General features: G+C 47.6%; 23 protein-coding genes and 1 rRNA gene. 13 read left to right on the top strand and 11 right to left on the bottom strand.

The annotated features are described in order from the left end of the window. The 4 genes from AC0YOA_RS36075 to AC0YOA_RS36060 form a co-directional block, all read right to left on the bottom strand. Nucleotides 1–110 (bottom strand): 16S ribosomal RNA (locus tag AC0YOA_RS36075); the annotation flags it as partial. A gap of 326 nt (nt 111–436) precedes the next feature. Continuing rightward, entirely contained in the window at nt 437–1,531 is a 1,095-nt protein-coding gene (locus AC0YOA_RS36070; RefSeq protein ID WP_475790653.1) for an HD-GYP domain-containing protein, read from the bottom strand. A 38-nt stretch (nt 1,532–1,569) separates the two neighbouring features. Further along, the gene (gene gyrA, locus AC0YOA_RS36065) at nt 1,570–4,107 is read right to left on the bottom strand and encodes a DNA gyrase subunit A (protein ID WP_475790652.1); all 2,538 of its coding nucleotides are present in this window, start codon (nt 4,105–4,107) and stop codon (nt 1,570–1,572) included. A gap of 119 nt (nt 4,108–4,226) precedes the next feature. After that, nucleotides 4,227–4,427 (bottom strand): hypothetical protein, encoded by a 201-nt coding sequence (locus AC0YOA_RS36060; protein ID WP_475790651.1) that lies wholly within the window; start codon nt 4,425–4,427, stop codon nt 4,227–4,229. A 66-nt stretch (nt 4,428–4,493) separates the two neighbouring features. Between AC0YOA_RS36060 and AC0YOA_RS36055 the strand changes: the two genes are divergently transcribed. Then, the gene (locus AC0YOA_RS36055; protein ID WP_475790650.1) at nt 4,494–5,258 is read left to right on the top strand and encodes a YheC/YheD family protein; all 765 of its coding nucleotides are present in this window, start codon (nt 4,494–4,496) and stop codon (nt 5,256–5,258) included. A gap of 74 nt (nt 5,259–5,332) precedes the next feature. Here AC0YOA_RS36055 and gyrB read toward each other — a convergent pair whose 3' ends face one another. The 6 genes from gyrB to dnaA form a co-directional block, all read right to left on the bottom strand. After that, entirely contained in the window at nt 5,333–7,249 is a 1,917-nt protein-coding gene (gene gyrB, locus AC0YOA_RS36050) for a DNA topoisomerase (ATP-hydrolyzing) subunit B (protein ID WP_210046595.1), read from the bottom strand. A gap of 196 nt (nt 7,250–7,445) precedes the next feature. Beyond that, nucleotides 7,446–7,694 (bottom strand): extracellular matrix regulator RemB, encoded by a 249-nt coding sequence (gene remB, locus AC0YOA_RS36045; protein ID WP_189000361.1) that lies wholly within the window; start codon nt 7,692–7,694, stop codon nt 7,446–7,448. Nucleotides 7,695–7,720: 26 nt separating this feature from the next. Then, on the bottom strand, nt 7,721–8,830 hold the full coding sequence (recF, locus tag AC0YOA_RS36040; RefSeq protein ID WP_475790649.1) for a DNA replication/repair protein RecF: 1,110 nt from the start codon (nt 8,828–8,830) through the stop codon (nt 7,721–7,723). A 45-nt stretch (nt 8,831–8,875) separates the two neighbouring features. Further along, nucleotides 8,876–9,091: a S4 domain-containing protein YaaA gene (yaaA, locus tag AC0YOA_RS36035; RefSeq protein WP_475790648.1), complete on the bottom strand. Its 216-nt coding sequence runs from the start codon at nt 9,089–9,091 to the stop codon at nt 8,876–8,878. A 16-nt stretch (nt 9,092–9,107) separates the two neighbouring features. Next, nucleotides 9,108–10,250: a DNA polymerase III subunit beta gene (dnaN, locus tag AC0YOA_RS36030; protein ID WP_210046598.1), complete on the bottom strand. Its 1,143-nt coding sequence runs from the start codon at nt 10,248–10,250 to the stop codon at nt 9,108–9,110. Nucleotides 10,251–10,492: 242 nt separating this feature from the next. Continuing rightward, a complete protein-coding gene (gene dnaA, locus AC0YOA_RS36025; RefSeq protein WP_210046599.1) occupies nt 10,493–11,845 on the bottom strand; it encodes a chromosomal replication initiator protein DnaA in 1,353 nt (450 codons plus the stop codon). A gap of 657 nt (nt 11,846–12,502) precedes the next feature. Here dnaA and rpmH point away from each other — a divergent pair. The 12 genes from rpmH (at nt 12,503) to AC0YOA_RS35965 (ending at nt 24,107) form a co-directional block, all read left to right on the top strand. Beyond that, entirely contained in the window at nt 12,503–12,637 is a 135-nt protein-coding gene (gene rpmH, locus AC0YOA_RS36020) for a 50S ribosomal protein L34 (protein WP_189000351.1), read from the top strand. Nucleotides 12,638–12,713: 76 nt separating this feature from the next. Next, the gene (gene rnpA, locus AC0YOA_RS36015; protein WP_475790647.1) at nt 12,714–13,061 is read left to right on the top strand and encodes a ribonuclease P protein component; all 348 of its coding nucleotides are present in this window, start codon (nt 12,714–12,716) and stop codon (nt 13,059–13,061) included. Between the two features lie 136 nt (nt 13,062–13,197). Next, nucleotides 13,198–13,974, top strand: a complete 777-nt coding sequence (locus AC0YOA_RS36010) for a YidC/Oxa1 family membrane protein insertase (RefSeq protein ID WP_210046601.1) — start codon at nt 13,198–13,200, stop codon at nt 13,972–13,974. Further along, nucleotides 13,971–14,636: an RNA-binding cell elongation regulator Jag/EloR gene (gene jag, locus AC0YOA_RS36005; RefSeq protein WP_475790646.1), complete on the top strand. Its 666-nt coding sequence runs from the start codon at nt 13,971–13,973 to the stop codon at nt 14,634–14,636. Before AC0YOA_RS36010 ends, jag begins: the two co-directional genes overlap by 4 nt. Nucleotides 14,637–14,757: 121 nt before the next feature. Next, nucleotides 14,758–16,137, top strand: a complete 1,380-nt coding sequence (mnmE, locus tag AC0YOA_RS36000) for a tRNA uridine-5-carboxymethylaminomethyl(34) synthesis GTPase MnmE (protein ID WP_475790654.1) — start codon at nt 14,758–14,760, stop codon at nt 16,135–16,137. Nucleotides 16,138–16,166: 29 nt separating this feature from the next. Then, nucleotides 16,167–18,053 carry a tRNA uridine-5-carboxymethylaminomethyl(34) synthesis enzyme MnmG gene (gene mnmG, locus AC0YOA_RS35995; protein ID WP_475790645.1) on the top strand — a complete coding sequence of 629 codons (1,887 nt, stop codon included), beginning with the start codon at nt 16,167–16,169 and terminating at the stop codon, nt 18,051–18,053. 2 nt (nt 18,054–18,055) lie between these two features. After that, nucleotides 18,056–18,778: a 16S rRNA (guanine(527)-N(7))-methyltransferase RsmG gene (gene rsmG / locus AC0YOA_RS35990; RefSeq protein ID WP_475790644.1), complete on the top strand. Its 723-nt coding sequence runs from the start codon at nt 18,056–18,058 to the stop codon at nt 18,776–18,778. Between the two features lie 139 nt (nt 18,779–18,917). Beyond that, complete coding sequence (noc, locus tag AC0YOA_RS35985) at nt 18,918–19,739, top strand: nucleoid occlusion protein (RefSeq protein WP_210046605.1); 822 nt, start codon at nt 18,918–18,920, stop codon at nt 19,737–19,739. 388 nt (nt 19,740–20,127) lie between these two features. Continuing rightward, the gene (locus AC0YOA_RS35980; RefSeq protein ID WP_210046640.1) at nt 20,128–20,901 is read left to right on the top strand and encodes a ParA family protein; all 774 of its coding nucleotides are present in this window, start codon (nt 20,128–20,130) and stop codon (nt 20,899–20,901) included. Continuing rightward, a complete protein-coding gene (locus tag AC0YOA_RS35975) occupies nt 20,882–21,727 on the top strand; it encodes a ParB/RepB/Spo0J family partition protein (RefSeq protein ID WP_475790643.1) in 846 nt (281 codons plus the stop codon). Before AC0YOA_RS35980 ends, AC0YOA_RS35975 begins: the two co-directional genes overlap by 20 nt. 670 nt (nt 21,728–22,397) lie before the next feature. Then, the gene (locus tag AC0YOA_RS35970; protein WP_475790642.1) at nt 22,398–23,570 is read left to right on the top strand and encodes an aminotransferase class V-fold PLP-dependent enzyme; all 1,173 of its coding nucleotides are present in this window, start codon (nt 22,398–22,400) and stop codon (nt 23,568–23,570) included. Between the two features lie 45 nt (nt 23,571–23,615). Next, a complete protein-coding gene (locus tag AC0YOA_RS35965) occupies nt 23,616–24,107 on the top strand; it encodes a DUF4446 family protein (protein WP_475790641.1) in 492 nt (163 codons plus the stop codon). Here the strand turns inward: AC0YOA_RS35965 and yyaC are convergent. After that, the gene (gene yyaC / locus AC0YOA_RS35960) at nt 24,082–24,675 is read right to left on the bottom strand and encodes a spore protease YyaC (RefSeq protein ID WP_210046609.1); all 594 of its coding nucleotides are present in this window, start codon (nt 24,673–24,675) and stop codon (nt 24,082–24,084) included. The two genes, AC0YOA_RS35965 and yyaC, sit on opposite strands and share 26 nt — an antisense overlap. Nucleotides 24,676–24,827 lie beyond the last annotated feature (152 nt).

Raw genomic sequence — 24,827 nt, 5'->3', positions numbered from 1 at the left:
GTCCGCCGCTAACCCCGTTGAAAGCAAGCTTTCAACGAAATCCGCTCGACTTGCATGTATTAGGCACGCCGCCAGCGTTCGTCCTGAGCCAGGATCAAACTCTCCATAAAAGAGATCCGAAGATCTCGTGACTTACAGATAAGCTAAAACAGCTCATTCTTTAAAACCTGTTTGACAGGTCGCTCATTGTTCAGTTTTCAAAGAACAAATGCTTCTTCTTGCAGGCGCCGTAAGGCTTTCCTGCTTCGTAGGCTCTCGTCGTTCGCTTCAGCGGCGACTTGATTAATATATCACATCCGCCTAGCTCATTGCAAGTACTTTTTTGAAAAAAAGTAAATTTACTTCTTTTCTTTCCACATAAAAAACTGTGCTATATTAGCCTGCCAAAAATGCGGCAAGGAGTAATATAACACAGCCTGAGTTTGAACGTCAACAATTATTTGGAGGAATCTGTTTTAGGTATAATCTCCTCTATAAAGAGCTGCCGCTCTATTGTTAAATTAATAATCGTTCCATTCACACTCACCCACGGACGGGTAGGAGCATTGCGGTCGGAGAATACGATCTCGCCGATCCGGTTATCACTTAAACGGACAAGGGTGCCGTTATGAAACTGTGTAACCTTATCAATAAAGGTTTGCACATAGACCGGCTCTAGCTTCCCGAAGGAGTCCTTCTGAATCTGCTCAAGCACCACATAAGGAGAGGTCGCCTTGCGGTAAGCCCGCTTCATGGTCATCGCATTAAAAATATCAGAGATCGCAACCAGCTTCGCGAATGGATGGATCTTCTGAGCCTCCAGACCAAGGGGGTAGCCGCTTCCATCAACACGCTCATGATGCTGAAGCGCTGCCAGCTTCGCCCCCTCTGTAAGAGCGGTCACGTTCTTGAGAAGCTGATAGCCATTAACCGTGTGGCGTTTCATTTCTTCGACTTCCTCGGTCGTCAGGTTCGACGGCTTATTCAGGATAGCAGAATCCACTTTGGCATTGCCAATATCGTGAAGCAAGCCGGCAAGTGCCGCCTGCATCCACTCATTTCTGGGAAAACTATTCCACTGAGCCAGCATATAACAGCTCATGGCCGACATCACGCTTTTGTGAAATAAATAATCGTTATTATTAACGGAAGCCGGAGAAAAATTCAATATTTTGTAATCACCGATATGCAGCAATAAAGCTTCGAGCTGATTCCGGATATCCAGTATAGGAATATTCACGCCGCTGTTCACTTGGGCGAACACTCTTTTGAGCAGAGCTACCGTGAGGTCATACTGCTCCATTAATGGAGATGCAGCCTTCACTGATTGCTTATTGGAGTCCGACGTTTTATCGGCACTGGAATCTTCATCCGTATTCTTATCATCAGTAGAGTTGATTACAACGCTCGGAACCAGAAATGACTGAAGTATTTGCAGTTCCCGCGCGGTTACAATTTTACCTTTGTGAAAGAGGACACTTCCTAGAGGGGTAAGAACGTCTTGAGCAATTTTGTCTCCAGGCTTGATTTGCGAAACTGCTACTGTTGCCATAGCTCTCATCTCCATATTATGTCCTCATGCACATCAGGTCAGGATTCATCCGATTCATCAGAAGGTGTATCTACTGTATCAATCGATTGCATGGCTTCAGATTGTCCCGGGGATTCCTGGTCCTCGCCGATCGCATCGATGATATCCGATTCATCGCTCTTGGCTACACGTGTCACAGTAGCGACAGAATCGTCGTCTCTAATATGGATCAGCTTGACTCCCTGCGTATTCCGGCCCATGGTGGAAATTCCGCCCATACTTGTACGGATCATCGTTCCAAGCGAGGTCATAATCATTAGATCCTCATCATCATGCACCATTTTGAGACTGGCGATCGGGCCATTCTTTTCGGTCACATTGAGGGTTTTGATTCCTTTGCCTCCCCTGCTCTGTATCCGGTAATCATTAATCGGCGTCCGTTTGCCGTAGCCTTTGGCTGTTACGATCAGAACCTCATTCTCTGGCACGACAACATCCATGCCAATGACATAATCACCATCGTCCGCGTTGATTCCTTTGACACCTGTTGCCGAACGACCCATTGGGCGCACATCCTGCTCAGGGAAGCGAATAGACATTCCTTGGCTAGTCCCCATTATAATCTCCTGGTTGCCATCGGTCAGCTTGACTCCAATTAAATCGTCATCGTCCCGCAGATTGATGGCGATTAATCCGATTTTACGGATGTTGGAATAGTCATCAAGCGGTGTTTTTTTCACAACGCCCTGTTTGGTGGCAAAGAACAGATAAAGGTCCGGATCGAACTCTTCAACCGGAATGACCGCATTGACGGTTTCTCCCGCTTCAATCTGGATCAGATTAATAATCGGCGTTCCCCGTGCTGTGCGGCTCAAATCCGGAATCTCATAGGCCTTCAACCGGTAAACTTTACCTTTGTCCGTGAAGAACAACAGGAAATGATGGGTATTGGATACAAATAGATGCTCAACAAAGTCGTTATCCTTCGTATCCATACCGATGACTCCCCGGCCGCCGCGCTTCTGGCTGCGGTACGTGGAAACAGGCAGACGTTTCACATATCCGGAATGGGTTACCGAAATGATCACATCTTCCCGCGGAATGAGATCCTCGTCGAGGATTTCATTCTCACCTGCCATAAGCTCAGTACGTCGCTCATCACCGAATTTGGCTTTGATTTCTTCCAGTTCCTCGCTGATGATTTGCAAAACAAGTTGCTCATCGGCCAAAATGGCACGATACTCCGCGATCTTCCTCTGCAGCTCTTCATATTCCGCTTCGATTTTCTCCCGTTCCAACCCTGTGAGACGCTGCAGTCGCATCTCTAATATCGCCTGGGCTTGATCATAGCTGAGAGAGAATCTGGAAATCAGCCCTTCGCGGGCAATATCGGTAGTTTGTGATGCTCTGATTAGAGAAATGACCTCATCCAGATTATCGAGCGCGATACGCAAGCCCTCGAGAATATGAGCGCGGGCTTCCGCTTTCCTGAGATCGAACTCGGTACGGCGGCGGATAACCTCAATTTGATGCTCCAAATAGTAATACAAAATATCTCTGAGATTTAATACACGAGGCTCGTGATTCACCAATGCCAGCATATTAAAGCCGAAATTCATTTGCATCTGGGTCTGCTTGTACAGATTGTTCAAAACAACGCTGGGATTCACATCACGGCGCAGTTCCACGACCACCCGCATCCCGTTGCGGTCGGATTCGTCGCGGAGATCGGTGATTCCGTCAATATTTTTCTCTCGAACGAGCTCGGCAATTTTCTCTACGAGGCGTGCCTTGTTGACCTGATAAGGCAGTTCATGGACGATGATTCGTCCTTTGCCATTGTTATCTTCTATAGTTGCTCGTGCGCGCATCGTCACCGACCCGCGTCCCGTAGTATAGGCCTGACGCAGCCCTTCCCGCCCCATCAGGAAACCGGCTGTAGGGAAATCCGGGCCTTTGATATAATCCATCAGTTCCAGCGGCGTGATCTCCGGATTTCGGATGAGCGCCTGAACACCGTCAATAACCTCACCCAGGTTATGCGGGGGAATATTGGTGGCCATCCCAACCGCGATACCGGTAACCCCGTTGACTAACAGGTTTGGAAAGCGCGCGGGCAAAACGACAGGTTCATTTTCTTCCCCATCATAGTTGGGTGCAAAATCGATCGTCTCTTTGTTTATATCGCGGAGCATCTCCATAGCAATCTTCGACAAGCGAGCTTCCGTGTAACGCATAGCCGCTGCCATGTCACCGTCAATGGATCCAAAGTTTCCATGACCGTCAATCAGCATATAACGCAGCGAAAAGTCCTGCGCCATCCGTACCATCGTTTCATAAACAGCCGAGTCTCCATGAGGATGATACTTACCGATAACTTCGCCGACGATTCTGGCGGATTTCTTATATGGCTTGTCCGGGGACATGCCCAGCTCCGACATCGCGAACAGAATGCGTCGATGAACCGGCTTTAGGCCATCCCTGACATCGGGGAGCGCACGGCTCACGATAATGCTCATCGCATAATCCATGAACGAATCCCGCATCTCGACGCCGATATCGCGATTTACTACTTGCGAACGATGTTCTTCAGCCATTGTGGTCCTCCTAAAATACTTCTTGATTGATTATCATAAATGATTCAGCAGAGAAATCTTGCAGGTTTCTTCGTTGAATGCTTGTACGAGGGATACATAGAAAGAACCTTATAGTCATTTCACAATACTGCCGAGGTTAAACCTTGCGCTGTTATAAATCTGCAGAAAGGCCCAATAAACTCCAAATTATGGGTGAATGCACTTTCCACTTTAACGCTATCGCATAAACTGATGGGGAATGGATTTTGACAGGCATATTCCGGTTCAAACAGGGAGAAAGCAAAAATAGGCATAATCCCTATTATACCATCGTTTTTCACCTCTGTCTCCTGCATGCGCTGTATTTCACCACTGGTCAAGAATAGATTCCGAAAGGCGGAGCCGCTTTGGCGATCCAACGTGTAAAAAGCAAATGGGCGAAAACAAATTCCCTGGTAAAGTCAGAAGAAATGCGTGATTCCATCCCCACTACGAAAAAATGGAGCAGCGAAACACTCCGATCAATGCTAAACGAATATAAAATGGTTTATGTGAAACCCGATCAAGGCACCTTCGGCAGCGGCGTTATTCGGGTCGAAAAGCTAGAGAATCAATACACCTACCAACTCGGTACCCGGATCAGGACCTTTTCAGGATTCGAGGCCATGGCAGCAAGTCTGCAGACGGTCATAAAATCCCGTACTTATCTGGTACAGAGGGGTATCCATCTCCTTAAGCACAAAGGGAGAAGATTCGATATTCGCGTCATGGTTCAAAAAAATGACAGGCATGAGTGGGAATCAACGGGCATTATCGGCAGGCTCAGCCATCCTTCCAAAATCGTTACGAATTATCACAGCGGGGGTACCCCTATGACCATCGAACGATTAATGCAAAGCCATCTCACCAAGGTTCAAACTAGAAATCTTAAAAGCCGGCTGCGGAAGCTGGGCGTCTCCGTAGCCAGACAGCTGCAAAACGATTATCCACGACTTAAAGAATTAGGCGTCGATGTCGCTGTAGATACCTCATTCAAGCCGTGGATTCTGGAAGTAAATACGCTGCCCGACCCGTTCCTGTTTCGTAAACTTCCGGATAAACGGGTATTTCGAAAAATATATCGTTACGGCCTCCTCTACGGACGCTTCAAATCCGCAAAAAAACGTTCGTGAACCTGTCCTTCCCATTCGTTGTTGGCATAAAAAAACCGCACTCGTTTCAAGCGAGCGCGGTTTTTTGTTTTTGGTTAGATATCCAGGTTTTTGACAAGTTTGGCATACTGCTGAATAAATTCGCGGCGTGGTTCGACATTATCGCCCATAAGGGTCTCAAACATCTGATCGGCTTCCATGGCATCCTCAATTGAAACCTGGAGCATAGTACGGCTTTCGGGGTCCATGGTTGTCTCCCATAGCTGCACAGCATTCATTTCTCCAAGACCTTTGTACCGCTGTACGCCTACCTTGGCGCCTTCACCGAATCCCGCGATAATATCGTCGCGTTCCTTCTCGCTTTGCGCGTACCGGATGACCTTATTGCGTTCAATCTTGAACAGCGGCGGCTGGGCAATGTAGATAAAGCCGGCCTCCAGGATTTTGCGCATGTAACGATAAAGGAAGGTGAGCAGCAGGGTCCGTATATGGGCACCGTCGACGTCGGCATCCGTCATTAGGATGACCTTATGGTAACGCGCCTTGGCAAGGTCAAAGTCGTCGCTGATGCCTGTACCCAGTGCAGTAATGATCGCACGGATTTCGGTATTACCCAATATCCGGTCCAGCCGCGCGCGTTCGACGTTGAGAATTTTCCCCCGCAATGGCAGGATGGCTTGAAAATGACGATCCCGTCCTTGCTTGGCGGAACCGCCTGCCGAGTCACCCTCAACGATGTACAACTCGCTTATAGAGGCATCCTTGGAGGAGCAATCTGCCAGCTTGCCCGGAAGCGAGCTGACTTCCAGGGCGCTTTTGCGTCTGGTCAGCTCACGCGCCTTACGGGCTGCCTCGCGGGCCCGGGAGGCCTGAAGCCCTTTTTCAATGATTTTCTTAGCGACAGCCGGATTCTCTTCCAGAAATTCCTGGAGCTTCTCCGCAAAGCAGGACTCCACGATACCGCGGACTTCACTATTGCCGAGCTTTGTCTTGGTCTGCCCTTCAAATTGCGGCTCGGGAATCTTGACGGATATGATCGCTGTCAGCCCTTCACGCACATCATCACCGGACAAGTTGGAATCGTTATCCTTGATGGCATTCATCTTGCGGGCATAATCGTTGATGATTCGCGTCAATGCGCTTTTAAAGCCGGATTCATGCGTCCCGCCCTCATGGGTATTGATGTTGTTGGCAAAGGAATAAATATTCTCGCTGTAGCTGTCATTGTACTGCAGGGCGACCTCAATCTGGATATTATCCTTGGAGCCTTCCACATAAATCGGCTGCTGATGCAGAGCTTCGCGATTACGGTTCAAATACTCGACAAACTCGATAATACCGCCGTCATACCGGTACGTATTGGTCGCGCCTGTGCGCTCATCGAGCAGTACAATTTCAATGCCTTTATTCAAAAAAGCAATCTCTCGTATACGCGACTGCAGAACCTCATATTCAAAGACTGTTGTTTCTTTGAAAATTTCCTCATCGGGCTTAAAATGAACGGTGGTTCCGGTCTCTTCGGTTTCCCCGATTATCTTCAAGTCATACTGAGGAACTCCCCGGCGGTACTCCTGTTGATGAATTTTCCCTTCGCGGCTGACGGTCACAATGACCTGTTCGGACAGAGCGTTAACAACGGATATTCCGACGCCATGAAGGCCCCCGGACACTTTATAACCGGAATCATCGCCGCCGAATTTACCGCCGGCATGTAGAACGGTCAATACGACCTCAACAGTTGGTCTTTTCAGCTTGGCATTCTCCCCGACGGGAATCCCCCGGCCGTTATCGACGACGGTTACACTGTTATCCTCATGCACAGTAACCAGGATCCGGTCACAGTAACCAGCCAGCGCTTCATCGATACTGTTGTCGACAACCTCCCATACGAGATGGTGAAGACCTTTGGAGCTGGTGGAGCCGATATACATCCCGGGACGCTTACGAACAGCTTCCAAACCTTCCAGGACTTGTATTTGACTTTCATCATACGTATTCTGGTTCAACGACATGCTGGAATTCACTGCTCCTCTCAATGCTTGATACCTGAGCGTTCTCGTGGGAAAACGCAACTTCGTAACCATAATCTTCGGCGCTTTCGTGAGAAATTGCACCTCAAATGCCCTGGCGGCAGATAGAAAAAGACGCACCCTTGATCCTAAATCTCTATACGAGCATAAGCTAAGCTTACGGGTCTACCGAATACAGTTAGTTGGTCGCGAAATGATGCGATCGCTTCTTCAATGTGGAGGAAGATATCGGGGAATAATAGATTTTTTGCTGGGTGACCACGATTGATTTTGCCTCTTCCTCACCGATCACTTCAACGTCCTTGCGTTTGCGGGCTTGAGCTACGAATTGCTTGGAAAGCTTGGAGGACTGTTCGATGGAAATATCAAAGATCGCCACGAGCTCCGCGGCGCGAATTATTTTTTCTCCGCCCAAATGTATATACATAGCTTCCACCCTTCGTTCGTGCCGCATTAAAGAATGACATCGCCATTGCGGACATGATAGATTCGAGAGCCCTGCAGCTTGCTCACATCGACGCTCTCCAGACCTGTTGTGGTAATAAAGGTCTGTACCTTGCTCTGAAAGGTTTCAATCAGCTGTGTCTGCCGATTCTGGTCAAGCTCCGATAAAACATCATCCAGCAGCAGCAGCGGATATTCTCCGATTTCCTCATGAATGAGTTCAATCTCAGCCAGCTTGAGCGATAACGCGGTTGTACGCTGCTGCCCTTGTGAACCGTAGACGGCAGCTTCCTTGCCATTTATAAAAAAGGCCAGATCATCACGGTGGGGGCCGACAAGCGTCATCCCACGGCGCAGTTCCTGATCTTTTACCTGTGTTAACTTTATCATAAATTGCTCAAATAAAACAGAATCTTCTTCCGCAGCGTCCGTATCGAAGGAGGGACGGTAGACAATTGTCAATTCCTCCGCCCCCGCCGTTATGCCGGAATGGATATGCTCAGCCCACTTTTGCAGCTTATGAATAAAGCTTTGCCTTTTTTTCATAATTTTAACACCATACTCAATAAGCTGCATATTCCACACGTCGAGCATAGCCTGCTGGGAGCTTGACGGGGAGGAGGCTTTTAAATAATTGTTACGCTGCAAAAGCACTTTGTGATACTGTCCCAGCGAATGCAAATAACCAGGCTGCACCTGGCCGATTTCCATATCCAGGAACCGCCTGCGGATGCCAGGTGTTCCTTTTACAATTTCCAGATCCTCGGGTGCGAACATGACAACATTAAGCGATCCGACAAAATCACTCAGCTTCCGCTGCTCCAGGCCATTGATTCTGGCCTTCTTGCCTTGAGTAGACAAGGTCAGATCCAGCTTGAGCGTACCGTATTTTTTCTCCACTTCCCCAAGAATTCTTGCGTCGCTGGACTGCCAGCCGATCAGTTCCTTGTCTTTGCTGGTACGATGGGATTTGGTTAACGCCAGCACAAATATCGCTTCCAGCAGATTTGTTTTTCCCTGGGCGTTGGGGCCGACAAACAGATTGACCTGACTGTCTGTTTTCACTTCCAGCTGTTCATAGTTGCGGTAATGCTGCAATTGTATGGAATTCAGATACACCGTGCTGCCTCCCGTTTGCTGACAATGCTTAATTGCATTGACGCATTAACGCTTTACGACCGTAAAGAGGCCATGTCCTTTTATTTCGACCCGGTCACCGTTGTAAAGCTTACGGCCCCTCCGATTATCCGCTTCTCCATTGATCTTGACCTCGGCTTCCTGCAAAAAAAACTTTGCAGCCCCGCCCGTATCGATGCACCCTGACAGCTTTAGAAACTGCCCAAGCGCGATATATTCCGTCGTAATTTCAACTTCCGTCATGTTCTGATTGCTCCCTTTAGCCTGTAGTCCGGTACGGCAGGATGAGATGCAGGCTGTGTGAATGGTCCGTCGGCTTTATGATAATCGGGCTCATCGCTCCGGTAAATCCGATGAACAAATATTCGCTGTCGATGACTTTAAGGGCATCGAGCACATATTTGGAATTAAAGGCAATACGCAGCGGCTCGCCGTTCATTTCCTTGACTTCCAGCTGCTCCGTAACCCGCCCAAGCTCAGCCGAGCTGGAGGAAATTTCGATGGTGCCGTCCTCCTGCGTCATCAGGCGGACAATATTCGTTTTCTCTTCCCGGGACATCAAATAGGCCCGGTCTATCGAATCCGTTAATTTTTTTGTGTTGAGCACCAGTTCTGTTTTGAACTGCTGCGGAATAATTTTAGAAGTATCGGGGTAGGTCCCATCCAATATACGCGAATAAAACAGGACATGTCCAATTTTGAACAAAACCTGGTTGTCGGCGACAAAAATATTCACATGGCTGTTGTCGTCGGGGATGAGCCGGGACAGCTCATTGAGCGTTTTGCCGGAAATAACGACATTGGAGAACCGGTAGTCGGCTTCCGTTTGAACGTTAGCGGTACGGCTGGCCAGGCGGTGGCGGTCCGTTGCGACAAATTTCAACTGTCCTTCAGCCAGATTCCATAAGGTGCCGGTCAAAATAGGCGTCTGCTCACTGGTGGAGGTGGCGAATACCGTTTGCCGGATCATCATTTTGAGCATATCGCCGGGAACGGAAATCGTGTCTTTCTCTTCTATGGTCGGGAGGATGGGAAATTCCTCCGGATCAAGGCCAATCATTTGAATATCAGTGGAGCCGGAGCGGATCATCGTCTGGTGATTGTCCTTCACTTCGATTTCGAGCTCATCCGACGGCAGTTTTTTGACAATCTCGACGAAGAATTTGGCAGGAAGCACAACGCTGCCCGGCTTGTCGATTCGGGCGACGACAAATTCTCCATTTTCCACAGGAATGAAGCTTTGGATCGAAATATCGGTGTCGCTTGCTGTCAGGGTGACGCCTTGATGGGTGACATCAAACTTGATTCCCCCAAGGATAGGAATAGCAGGCCTCGATGAAGAGGCTTTGGAAACTTGCTGGATGGCATCATTGAGCTGGTCTTTTCTGATCATTAGTTTCATCTTGGTTTCACTCCTAAAATAGCTTCCTGAAAAATAGAGACAATTGCGCGTTTTGGGCTTTGTTTGTGAATCCTTTTTCACTCTAAATTGATGATGTTTATTTAATTATTTATTAGCCGTAGTCGTAGTAGGGGGCCGGAATATGTGGATAAGTGAATAAAATGCTGATAAATCAAGCCTATCCACATGTGTACAGGCTGTGCATAGGCTTGGAGAATTTTCGTATCCACTTGTGTATAAAATCAGGTGTGATTTTTGATCTTATCGGTAAGCGTCTGGACGATTTTATATAAGTCCTGATCAATCTTGAGCTGCTGTGTAATTTTCTCGTGGGCATGAATAACGGTTGTATGATCCCGGCCCCCGAAAGCCTCGCCTATTTTGGGAAGCGAGAAATCCGTCAGCTCACGGGACAAGTACATGGCAACCTGACGCGGAAAAGCGACCGCCTTGGTCCGTTTGCGTGCTTTGAACTCCTCCAGCTTAAGTCCATACAGTTCGCCGACCTTCTGCTGTATATCCTGCATCGTGATCATTCTCGGACGGCTGGATGGAATAATATCCTTCAGTGCTTCGGCTGCCAAATGGGAGGATATATCTTCGTTAATAAGGGAAGAATAGGCCACCACACGGATTAGAGCCCCTTCGAGCTCCCGGATGTTCGTATCTATTTGACTGGCTATGTAAACCATCGCTTCATTGGGAATATCCAGGTTCTCAGCTCTTGCTTTCTTTCTTAAGATAGCAATCCGCGTCTCCAGGTCTGGCGGTTGAATATCCGTTATAAGTCCCCATTCAAAACGGGAACGAAGCCGTTCTTCGAGAGTCGGAATCTCTTTGGGCGGCCGGTCACTGGAGATCACAATCTGTTTGCGTTCTTCATGCAGAGCGTTGAAGGTATGGAAAAACTCCTCCTGCGTCTGTTCCTTGCCGGCCAGAAATTGAATATCATCGATAAGCAGCACATCAATATTGCGGTATTTCGTGCGGAAGCTCTCCCCGCGGTTGTCTCTGATTGCATTGATAAATTCGTTGGTAAACTTCTCTGAAGACAAATAAAGTACCCGTGTGCTGGGAACATGCTCCAAGATATAATGGCCGATCGCATGCATCAGATGCGTTTTGCCGAGTCCAACTCCGCCATAGAGAAAAAGCGGATTATAAGCTTTGGCCGGCGCCTCGGCGACAGCAAGGGATGCTGCATGGGCAAAACGGTTGTTGGCCCCAATGACAAAGGTATCAAATGTGTATTTGGGATTGAGCATATAGGAGAACGTTTCTTCGGGTCCGACATGAACGGTAGGGATGATCTGCGGCTGTTCAATGGCAGGCTCCGGCGGTTTATTCTCTTCAATCACAAATTTGATATCGTATTGGCGGCCCAGAAATTCTTGCAGCGTTGTCCGCACAAGCTTCGTATAACGGCTTTCGAGCCATTCGGCCGCAAAAGTCGTAGGTGCTGTCACAATGACCATAGAATCGCCGCTGAACGAGGCTTTTGTCGCTTTGAACCAAGTGTCGAAACTTGGCTTGCTCAGCTTTGTTTGTATGATCGACAGCACCTGTTGCCACATTTCGTGCGTATGGCTATCCACAGATTGTCACTCCTTATCCAATTCGCCGAAAGTCGGCATGGCTGTGCATAAAGATGTCGAAATTTCGGGTATTGGGAACCAATCGTCCACATTATGTAGGATGGACACTAGAATTTTATCAAAAGGGGATGAATGTTGTTCACATTGTTATCCACAGGCTGTTGATAAAGCTGAGGGGGATATGGAGTCATCCACACAGAAAACAAGTCTATCATAGCAAAAGAACCCTTGTTTTTCAACGAGTTGGCGGAATTTATCCACAAATTCTATAGGTTGTGTATAAAAGTTATGGACAACACAAGATATTGTTAATATCATGTTAAGAATTCGACAATTGCCGAGGAATAGCCGGAAAATCCGTCCACATGTTATTAACTTTTGCCCGCAGCCGTGCGGTTTTGCCAATTATCCACAATATGCGGCAGCGGCAAATATTTTTCTCTTCTATATAGAGACTCCTTCGAAATATGGAATGATTGACATTATGCGGGCATCATGGTTTAATTGAAAAAGGCGTTTTTAAAGATGAACGTGGTTCTGCTCGCAATGACTGAAATGCCGTTCATGCTTGGTGAATGTGATAATCAACGCTCGTGTAAACGGCGAGGAATAGATTTTCGCTGGTTGAGGGAGTACGTAAAACAGGAGGTGCAAGAAATGAGACCGACATTTAGACCGAATGTTAGCAAACGCAAGAAAGTTCACGGATTCCGTAAACGGATGGCTTCCAAAAATGGACGTAAAGTGCTGAGCGCCCGCCGTCAAAGAGGCAGAAAAGTATTGAGTGCTTAAGCATAAGACCACTACCGTGGTCTTTTTTTAATTTAATCGGGAATAATTGAATATAAAGGTCCGGTGAAGAAGAGCCGTGCAAAGAAAGCTGCGTTTACGAAACCGCGAAGATTTCAGCCGGATTTACCGACACGGCAAATCGTTCGCCAACAGCCAGTTTGTCGTTTACTGGTCGCGCCAATACAAATCGGATCCATTCCGGCTTGGTGTTTCGGCCAGCAAAAAAATAGGCAATGCCGTCGTTCGTAACCGGATGCGCAGGCTTGTGAAGGAAATCGTCAGGCAAAATGCGGAACGAATAATCGTACAGCTTGATTTCATTATTATTGTCCGCAAACCTGCTGTCGGCATGAAGATGGCTGAGCTGGAAAAAAGCATGCTGCATATTCTTAAAAAGGCCGGTCTTCTCAAGATGACGCGATAGGGTTGTAATCGCTTTATCAAGGATGTCCGGGCTTGTTTCTTTGTGCCATAAAATGTGATATAGTTTACGATAAAGAATTAGCAAGGTTGACCCGCCCGGTCATCATGCTTGATGGTGCCAGAGAGAGGAGTTTTACATGTTGTCCCGTATTTCGAAACGTACCTGGTTTACTTTTTTTGCGTTAGCTGCAGTGATGCTGCTGCTGAGCGGCTGCTCGTCCACCACACATCCGGTATCCATGGATCAGCTGGCAAACGGGAATTTCTGGCAGAGGAATGTCGTTTATTACTTTTCACTGACTCTTGAGAATTTCGCCAAATGGTTTGGCGGCGAATACGGCATCGCCATTCTATTGATGGTTGTCATTGTCCGGACGATCATTCTGCCTCTGACACTGAAGCAGTACCGCAGTTCCAAGGCGATGCAGGCCCTGCAGCCTGAGCTTGCCAAGATAAAAGAAAAAAACAAGGATAATCCGCAGAAGCAGCAGGAAGAAACCATGAAGCTTTTCCAGCAGCATAAGGTTAATCCGCTGGCTGGCTGTTTGCCGCTTCTTGTGCAGATGCCTATCTTTATCGCGCTTTACAACTCGATTTATATGAATGAAAACATACGGGAACATACTTTTTTGTGGCTGCAGCTGGGAGAGAAGGATCCGTATTACGTCCTGCCGGTTCTTGCAGCGATAACGACTTTCGTCCAGTCCAAGATGATGCAGTCTCAGCAAAAGGCAATGCCGGCCATGCAGGGGATCATGATGATATTCCCGGTCCTGATCTTCGTTATGGCGCTGTCATTCCCGGCTGCGCTGCCTCTGTACTGGATTTTCAGCAACATTTATACCATTGTTCAAAACTATTTTCTGTACGTACGCACCTCAACCAAGGGTAAGGAGAGTGTACCTGCGAAATGAAGAAAACCGTAGCATCGGGCAAAACGATCGAAGATGCTGTACGAAACGGATTAACGGAGTTACAAGTTACGGCGGACCGTGTAAACGTGTCCGTGCTTGAACAGCCCTCCAGAGGGTTGTTCGGGTTGATTGGTGTGCGGGCGGCCAGGGTAGAGCTTACGCTTCTGCCCGAGCCAGAGCCGGTGGAACTGCCGGAATCTCGGCAGGAAACAATCGATCCTATTGCGGAAGCTGAGCGATTTGTCACCGAAGTGGCGGGTACGATGGGACTTACGATCACGATTGACCGTCATAATTCGAGGGACGGGCTAGTTCTCTCGCTGTCTGGGAGTGGAGATCTTGGTATGCTCATTGGCCGGCGGGGTCAAACACTTGATGCTTTGCAATATTTGGTTAACATCGTAGCTAACCGTTATGCCGACAGCCATCTTCGCATCGTGCTCGATGCTGAGGATTTTCGGGAACGCAGACGCAAGACGCTGGAGGATTTATCCGATCGATTGGCAGGGCAGGTCATTCGTTCAAGAAAAGAAGTGGTTCTTGAACCTATGTCGCCTCATGAGCGGAAGATTATTCATTCGCAGCTCCAGAATCACGCCAAGATAAAAACGTTCAGCAAAGGCGACGAACCCAATCGGCGTGTTGTGATTACACTTAAATAAACACTTGGATAACACAACTTCTTCCCAGCAATGGCTCTTTAACGGTCATTGCTCGTTTTGTTTTGAATGAACGGAGTACTTTTCTTTAGAAAGAAAGGGTTGGAGGCTTTATAACGTCATGATGAATGAAGATACGATTGCCGCCATTTCGACAGCTGTCGGAGAGGGCGGCATTGCCGTTATACGGGTAAGCGGAAATGAAGCCGTCCGTGAAACGGCAAAGCTGTTCCGGTCGAAGTCGAATATAGAGGAAGCACCCTCGCATACTGTTCATTACGGTCATATTGTGAATCCGGCCAGCGGCGAAGTCGTGGAGGAGCTGTTGTTGACCGTCATGAGGGGGCCGCGTTCCTTCACGGCCGAGGATGTTGTGGAGCTGAGCACACACGGAGGCGTGGTTGCGGTCAAGCGCGTTCTGGAGCTTTTGCTAAAGGAAGGGTCTGTGCGGATCGCAGAGCCAGGCGAGTTTACAAAGCGGGCCTTCTTGAATGGGAGAATCGATTTGACGCAGGCTGAAGCCGTTATTGATCTGATTCGCTCCAAATCGGACCGGGCGTTCACGGTTGCCATGAAGCAGGCAGAAGGCGCGCTGTCGAAAAAGGTCAAAGCCTTGCGCCATTCACTTGTCGAGCTTCTCGCGCATATTGAAGTCAATATCGATTATCCGGAGCATGATGTAACGGAAATGACTAATGCATATATTTGCCAACGCAGCAGGGAGGCAATTGACGAAATCAACCTGTTGCTAAAAACCGCTGCTGAAGGCAAAATATTAAGAGAAGGTATTGTGACGGCCATTGTAGGGCGGCCCAATGTCGGCAAGTCCTCACTGCTGAATGCGTTGGTGCAGGAGAATAAGGCTATCGTGACGGAAATCGCCGGTACTACCCGGGATGTGATCGAGGAATTTATCACAATCGGCGGCATTCCGCTGAGACTGCTTGATACGGCAGGCATACGGGAGACTACCGATGTTGTCGAGAAGATTGGTGTGGAACGTTCAAGATCCGCACTTGCCGATGCCGATTTAATTTTGTTTATGCTCAATGCCGGGGAGCCGCTGCATGAGGACGACCGGCTGTTGATGGAGCAGCTTCGCGGGCGGCAGGTTATCGTTCTCTTGAATAAAACAGATTTGCCCCAGGCAATGGATACATCAGAAATTGAAGAGTTGTTTCCTCCGGAATCGATCCTTCGATTATCTGTACTGCAGGAAACCGGATTGGATCAGCTTGAGCAGGCGATCAGCCGGATGTTCTTTAATGGACAGCTGGAATCAGCGGATCTGACCTACGTGAGCAATGTCAGGCATATTACGCTGCTTGGGCATGCAAAGCAATCTCTTATTGATGCAATGGATGCTACGGAAATTGGCATTCCCATTGATATTGTGCAAATAGATGTTCGTCTGGCATGGGAGCAGCTTGGGGAATTGCTAGGTGATTCGGTATCTGAGTCTCTAATTGATCAAATTTTCTCTCAGTTCTGTTTAGGTAAATAATTTTATGAAGCAAGGAGGGTTTATGGGAAATGGGTTATGAAGCAGGACAATACGATGTCATTGTTGTTGGAGCAGGTCATGCCGGCTGTGAAGCGGCACTTGCAGCCGCCCGGATGGGAAGCGAAACGCTGCTGCTGACAATCAACTTGGATATGGTCGCCTTTATGCCATGTAATCCATCGATTGGCGGACCGGCTAAAGGGCATGTCGTTCGCGAAATTGATGCGCTTGGCGGAGAAATGGGACGCAACATCGATAAAACATTTATTCAAATGAGGATGCTGAATACAGGTAAAGGGCCTGCTGTTCATGCACTGCGTGCACAAGCTGATAAATTTATGTACCAGCATTTTATGAAGAAGACAATCGAAGAGACCGACCATCTGACACTTCGTCAAGGGATGGTAGAAGAGCTTGTAATTGAGGACGGGGCATGTGTAGGGGTAGTCACGAAGACCGGTGCGGTCTATCGGGCGAAAGCTGTTGTAGTGACAACAGGAACCTACCTTCGCGGTAAAGTTATTATGGGTGAGCTGATGTACGAGAGCGGCCCCAATAATCAACAGCCTTCTGTCAAGCTATCGGCCTGTTTGAAGGAGCTCGGCCTAGAACTGGTGCGATTCAAAACGGGGACGCCGCCAAGGGTGCATGGAGACACGATTGATTTTAGCAAAACGGAAATTCAGCCCGGTGACGAGAAGCCTAAATTCTTTTCCTACGATACGGTATCTTCCGACAATGAACAATTGCCGTGCTGGTTGACCTACACCTCAGAAGAGACGCATCGGATCATCAATGATAATCTCCATCGCTCTCCCTTGTTTTCGGGTCAGATTGAAGGAACCGGCCCACGGTATTGTCCGTCCATTGAAGACAAGATCGTTCGTTTCGCCGACAAACCGAAGCATCAGATCTTTCTGGAGCCGGAAGGAAAGAACACATCGGAGTATTATGTGCAGGGATTATCGACAAGTATGCCGGAAGATGTCCAATTAAGCATTCTGCGTTCGATCCCTGGTCTGGAAAAAGTGGAGATGATGCGGACCGGATATGCCATTGAATACGATGCCGTGGTTCCTACGCAGCTCTGGCCTTCGCTCGAAACGAAGATTGTACCGGGTTTGTTTACAGCCGGACAAATTAACGGCACCTCCGGTTATGAGGAGGCGGCAGGCCAAGGCATTATGGCAGGCATTAATGCAGCACGCAAGGTTCAGCAGCTTGAGCCTGTTATAATCGGCCGTGCGCAAGGATATATTGGCGTCCTCATCGATGATTTGGTGACGAAAGGAACCAATGAGCCTTACCGCCTGCTTACATCGCGTGCCGAATATCGGCTGCTGCTCAGACATGACAATGCCGATCTGCGATTAACGCCGCTTGGTTACGAAATCGGGCTGATTCCTGAAGCGCGTCACGAACGGTTTTTGCGCAAAAAAGCGTTGGTTGAACAAGAGATTGAACGATTGAAAACAGCGAAAATCAAACCGGAAGACATTGAACCTGTTCTTACGGAGCTTAATTCGACGCCGCTGCAATTTACAACGGATGCTTTAACGCTGCTTCGCCGTCCGGAATTGACTTACGCCCATATTGAACCTTTTATTCCTTCTCCGTTCGAGCTTACAGAAGAGATGAAGGAGCAGGTCGAGATCCAAATTAAATACGCTGGTTATATTGAAAAACAGTTGGTCCAGGTTGAACGTCTCGGAAAAATGGAAAAGAAACGGATACCGGAGGATATCGATTATTCGCTCGTGCATGGGATTGCGATAGAAGCAAAGCAGAAGCTTGCTTTGATTCGTCCGCTTTCCATTGGGCAAGCGTCAAGAATATCGGGTGTTACACCAGCCGATCTTTCTATTCTCCTTGTCCATCTTGAACATTACAATAGGGTGACAGCTGCGCGGGGGTAATAATGGATCAAACAGAACAATGGTTTGTGCAGCTGCTGCACGATAATAATATAATGATTTCCGACTACCAGGTGAAGCAATTCGATCAGTATTACCGCCTGCTTATCGAATGGAATGAAAAAATGAATTTAACCGGTATTACTGAAAGAGAAGCGGTGTACGAGAAGCACTTCTACGACTCGCTATCTCTTTCTTTCTTTCTGGATATGGGAGCGGTAAGTTCATTGGCAGATATCGGATCCGGGGCAGGGTTTCCAAGCATTCCGCTCAAAATTTGTTTTCCTCACCTGAAAGTAACAATTGTCGATTCTTTAAATAAACGGATTCAATTTCTGCAGCATGTGGCCGCGGAATTAAAGCTTGCTGACTTTACATGCATTCATGGAAGAGCAGAGGATGTTGCAAGGCTTCCTGGCCAGCGTGATGCTTATGATTTGGTAACAGCTCGTGCGGTAGCGAGGTTGAGTGCGCTTAATGAACTTTGCCTGCCCTTTGCCAGGATCGCCGGTGTTTTTGCCGCCATGAAGGGTGCCAACTCAGAAGAGGAACTGCTGGAAGCAAGGAAGAGCATGGCTTTGCTCAAAGGCCAGTTGCGTGAAACTCATCTGTTCAAGCTTCCTTTCGAACAGGCTGATCGAAGCATCATTGTCATTGATAAAAAAGGCGCAACTCCATTGCAATATCCTCGCAAAGCGGGATTGCCGCTTAAGCAGCCTTTGGTTTAAATGAAATGTTCCACGTGAAACATTAACGTCGGCTTTTTTATTACATTATCCCTATGTCAAGCAGGAAATCAACTTTCAGCCGACGAATTAGTAATAACGACAATACTCGGCACTTTGAATTCGGGTGGTAGTTGAAGCGATGAAAGAACAATTTTCCAGGTTATTCGGCCTAGCCGATCCAAAGAGCAGTAATCAGGATGAAGTGAAGCATATCGCCATAGGTGAAATTGATGCCAGTCCTTATCAACCGCGTACTGTATTTGACGATGATCGGATTGATGAACTGAGTCAAACCATTAAGACACATGGCGTCATTCAGCCGATCGTTGTGAGAATTCGCAATAAGCGCTATGAAATCATAGCAGGCGAGCGTCGATATCGAGCTGTTAAAAAACTTGGTCTTGAAACGATTCCTGCAATTATTCGCGAATTTAATGATTCTCAAGCCGCATCGATTGCATTAATTGAGAATCTTCAGCGTGAGGGGCTCTCGGCTATTGAAGAAGCAATCGCCTATCAGAAATTGATTGATCTACATAACCTTACTCAGGAGAGTCTGGCTCAGAGGTTAGGAAAGAGCCAATCTACGATTGCCAACAAGATTCGATTGTTAGGTCTTGGCGAAATAGTGAAGACGGCTCTGATGGAACGGAAAATTACGGAAAGACATGCCAGAGCAATGCTCGGGCTGGATACGGAAGAACTCCAGGCAAAGGTGCTTAATGACGTCCTTTCCAAGGAACTGAACGTCAAGCAGACCGAAGCCCGTGTCGCTTTCTACAAGGAAGTAACAAAAGCCGGAAAATCGAAACGAGTTTCCTTTACTAAAGATGTTCGTTTAGCTCTTAATACAATCAGGCAGTCCATTGATATGGTTTCGGGCTCAGGGCTGCAGATCAAGACCAATGAAAAAGACTATGAAGATCATTACGAGATTGTCATAAAGATTCCAAAACGCTGATAGATTTTAAGGGCAGACAAATAGACCAACCATTACTTCAAATATTCTAAGGCATACATTTTTAATGGGTTGGCCTTATTGATATTCGCTTTGGTTGGATTCCGCTGAAATGTCACGCAGTCGTTTCTTGAAATATCAGAAAGTATAAATTATAGTTCATACTATTTTTTTATATTTCTGAGGGGAGAAACTAACTAAGCCGCCAGAACGGCGCAGCCGTTTCATTTTGATTCATTTCATAATGGCAACCATGGCCGTCCGTGTTTATCGGGCGGCATCGCCATTTTGTCTAATTGAAAAACATTTACCCTATTCATACAGAATGAAAGCTCATTTTCACATAAATGGGTTTGAGAAGAATATCAAGCTAACTATAGAGGTGAAAGGTTTGTCTAAAACGATTGCGATAACGAACCAGAAGGGCGGTGTCGGGAAAACGACAACGTCTGTCAACCTGGGTGCTTGTCTGGCATCGCTTGGCAAGAAGGTTCTGTTGGTGGATATAGATCCGCAGGGCAATACAACCAGTGGAATTGGAATCAATAAGGCCGATGTGGCATATTGCATTTACGATGTGCTTATTAATGATGTTCATCCGAATGATGCAACCGTGCCTACTAATATAGAGGGCTTGAATATTATTCCTGCTACGATTCAGCTTGCAGGTGCGGAAATTGAGTTGGTGCCTACTATTTCGCGTGAGCTGCGATTGAAGAAATCTCTTGCTCTAGTGAAAAATCAGTATGATTATATATTGATTGATTGTCCGCCTTCACTCGGGATTCTTACCATTAACTCGTTGACCGCTTCTGATTCGGTGATTATTCCTATTCAATGTGAATATTATGCGCTTGAAGGATTGAGCCAGCTATTAAACACAGTAAGGCTTGTTCAAAAGCATCTGAACACATCTCTTCAAATTGAAGGGGTGCTGCTTACGATGTTTGATGCAAGGACCAACCTGGGCATTCAGGTTATTGAGGAAGTCAAAAAATATTTTCAACAAAAGGTTTATCAAACCATTATTCCGCGGAATGTCAGATTGAGTGAAGCTCCTTCTCATGGTCAATCCATTATTACGTATGATCCAAGATCCAAAGGAGCCGAAGTTTATCTTGAACTTGCGAAGGAAGTGATCATGTATGAGCAAGCGACTAGGTAGAGGACTTGATGCTCTTATCCCATCGCTTTCTGTAAATGAAGATGATAAAGTCATTGAAATTTCCTTGTCTCAACTGCGTCCCAATCCCTATCAGCCAAGGAAAACATTCGATGAAGAAGCGATTAAGGAGCTTGCTGAATCAATAAGGCAGCATGGCATTATTCAACCTATTATCGTAAGAACTGTGATAAAAGGCTATGAAATTATAGCTGGCGAACGACGTTTCCGCGCTTCCCAGCTTTGCGGGAATACGACCATACCTGCGGTTGTTCGAAGCTTCTCCGATCAACAGGTAATGGAAATCGCTTTGATTGAGAACCTGCAGCGTGAAGATCTGAATGCTATTGAGCTTTCATTGGCTTACCAGGCATTAATGGACAAATTTAATTTAACACAGGAAGAGCTTTCCATGAAGGTAGGGAAGTCCAGATCGCATATCGCTAATTTTCTGCGCCTGCTCACCTTGCCTGATTCAATTAAAGAAAATGTTTCACGTGGAACATTATCAATGGGACATGCAAGAGCACTGGTTGGGGTCAAAGAGGATCAAAGGAAGAAAGAGTTGGCCGAATTGTCTATTGCCAACGAGTGGAGTGTCCGTGATCTGGAAGCAGCCATTCAATCTTTGGATGATCGTAATAATCAGGCTAAACCAGCCAAGACAACAGCCAGCAAGCGTGATCCTTATATCGAACAACTGGAAGAGACATTGAGGGAGCAGTTTAAGACAACTGTGAAAATCAAACAGCAGAAGGACAAGGGGAAAATTGAATTGATGTATTACAATAAGCAGGATTTGGAACGTCTTCTTGAACTTCTGCAATAAATTATCGGATTTAATGGGTAACTGATCTAAACAATTTTGACTTTGAATAAAGCGGCTAGATGAATAGATGAATAGATATAATGAGAAAAGTAATTGCTGCCATACGATGATGTTATGGACAATGAAATACAGGGAAAGCCCATGCAACAGAATGCATTGATTATCGATTTTAAAGGTACATGGTTTTAGCGGGGTTGACGTTTTGTTGTTCACCCTGAGGTCAGCAATCGGACAAAAATAGCGCGGCCTTTATAGCATACTTGAGCGGAGCCTTGAGATTTAAGGTCGATGCTTAAGTATGCTATTATTAAGAGGAGCGGCATGAAATTCTTGTATAACAGGCGAAACCAGGCCAGACCTCAGTATACTGATGGTTAGTGAATAAAACGACCCTGTCGCCAGAGGATAGCGACAGCAAGTGCTTTTGGTTTCATTCCTGTCATGTTCTATGAGGATTGAGGGGGACTAACGCTGCTGGCAAAGGTGTGACAGAACAGATTCTTCTTGAAACCTATGAACGTATATTATCAGGTTATACTTTGTATATTGTCGAGGGTGAAGAGACCTGCTGCGCCGGAGAAGCACGTTCTTGACAGTTCCTACTTTGATATTCCTATATGATAGAAGGATATAATCTACGATAACTTTAATAAAAGGAGTGGTACTGCCGATGCGCGCAGATGCTCAAGATCCCGTCATCTATTTGGATCATGCCGCCACCTCATGGCCAAAGCCGCCAAGCGTTATCGATGCGGTTGTCAAGGCGATGGAGCATGATGCGGCCAATCCGGGCAGAGGCAGTCATCAGATGGCTGTACGGGCCAGTAGAATCCTGTTCGATACCAGAAAGACGATTGCTAAATTGTTTCATATATCCAACCCCAACGATATAGCATTTACGATGAATACAACCATGGCATTAAATACGGCTATCAAAGGTTTCGTGAAACCAGGCGATCATGTCATTGCTACCGGCGTTGAACATAATTCAGTGCGCCGTCCCTTGGAGCTGTTGAAGAAGACACTGGGCATAGCCGTCACCTATGTGGAAGCTGATGAGCAGGGTGGAATAGCTGCCAGACAGGTGGAGCAGGCTATCGTGCCTCATACAAGGCTTGTTATTGTCAATCACAGCTCCAACCTGACAGGGGCGATTTTGCCGGTTGCAGAGATTGGGGAAGTCACCAGAAAACGCGGTATTAAATTGCTTGTGGATGCTGCGCAAACGGCAGGGGCGGTTGAGATTGATGTTGAGGCGATGGGAGTGGATATGCTCGCGTTTCCGGGCCATAAAGGGCTGCTGGGGCCTCAAGGAACGGGTGGGTTGTATATTCATCCCTCCGTGGATCTGGAACCGCTCCTGCACGGCGGTACGGGCAGTCAATCGGAGTCGCCTGAACAGCCAAACGTGCGGCCGGACCGTTACGAGGCAGGGACGCAAAACACGCCTGGACTGGCAGGACTTAAAGCGGGTGTGCAGTATGTTAACCAGGAAACCGCAGCCAGGATTTATCAAAAGGAATGGCAGTTGGCCCAGTTGATGATGGAAGGGCTGATTGCCGTGAATGGCGTGAGGGTGTTGGGGCCGGATGCTGGCAAGCCCAGAACGGGAATTGTCTCATTTGTCCTTGAGGGTGCCGATCCTTCCGAGACAGCGTTTATTCTGGATCAGCATTATAAGATAGCGGTTCGCTCCGGTTTTCATTGCACGCCTCTCGCGCATCAGGCTGCCGGTACGATGGAGACGGGCGCAGTCCGAGCAAGTGTAGGCTGCTTCACAACGGAGCAAGAGGTTGAGGCGTTCATTCAGGCGATCAAGGAAATCAAGCAGCATTACAACTGACAGGACAGCTCTTATGGGCAGACAAGTGGGGGAGCGAAGTTTAAGATGGAAGTAGTCATACAAAGGCCGATGGATTGGGTAACGGTCGCATTGGTCCTTGCCGTCCTGTTTCTTTTCATTAGAACGTTACGTTTAGGCAGCAGATTGAAGAAGCTTACAGCCAGTTATGCCCGGTTTATGGGTGAGACCGGTGTAAATGATCTGGAACAGGTTATTATAAGCATTAAGGAAAGACTCGACCTGCAGGAGCAAAATAGCACGGCTGTGCGTGCTGCTCTTCAAACGTTCGAGCACGCGCTCAAAATGAAAAAGGGCAATATAGGCTTGCAGCGCTATAACGCCTTTGCGGAGAGAGGCAATGATCTTAGCTTTTCACTTGCTATTGTGAACGAACAGAATGACGGTATGGTCATGACCGGTCTTCATAGCCGCGATCAGACGTTTATGTACGTCAAACCGCTGAAGCGCGGAGAGTCTCCCTATCCATTGACTCCGGAGGAGCAGAAGGCGATTACTCTGGCGTCGCAGCCGGAATAGAAGCGGATCGAACGGATTTGACAATAGCCGAGAACAGGCATTGCGCGATAATATCCGCCATACGCACAACCAGATGAAGCCGGGTATTTTGCAGGACGAAATATTCCATGAAGCCGCCGACGTTGACGATACCCGTAATATGGATGTCACCAACAGGCGGCAGTTCTTTATTTACGCCGGCTCCGGGGCGAACGGGTCCGCTGCCCACCTGGATGCATCCGACGCTGGTAGATTGGCCCAGGCAAGCATCAATTCCAATGACAAAGGGTTTGTGGACGAAACGGTTGATGTCCTGGAGAGTCTCATCCAGATTCATCGCGTGTACAGGCTCTTCAAGCGTGCCGTAGAGGTCGAAGTACGGACTGCGGTACTTGCTGAGCGAGGCGCCTACCAGAGGGCCCAGAGCGTCGCCTGTGGAGCGGTCAGTGCCCACGCAGACAACAACCAGCCTGCGGTCTGAAGGCACATGATCAAGCAGATACATCAGTCGATTGACGAGCATGACGGAGACGTTCGGCTCGGTATAAGGCACTTTCAAAGGGGTATCTTTCGTTCCTGCTAATTTCATAGAATCTCCTCCCGTCTATCTGTGTTACTAGTATATGGATGGGACAACCATTTTATACTTGAAACATCAGAAAGGTGCGCATTGCATAGCATCGTTCCGTTGTACGGGATGGAGGGCGCTTGCACTGCCTGCAGAGGAGTCCACAGCCGGTT

The sequence above is a fragment of the Paenibacillus sp. JT22N12 genome, assembly GCF_056269365.1.
The sequence above is the reverse complement of the archived record's forward strand: the minus strand, read 5'-3'. Positions and strand labels throughout refer to the sequence as shown.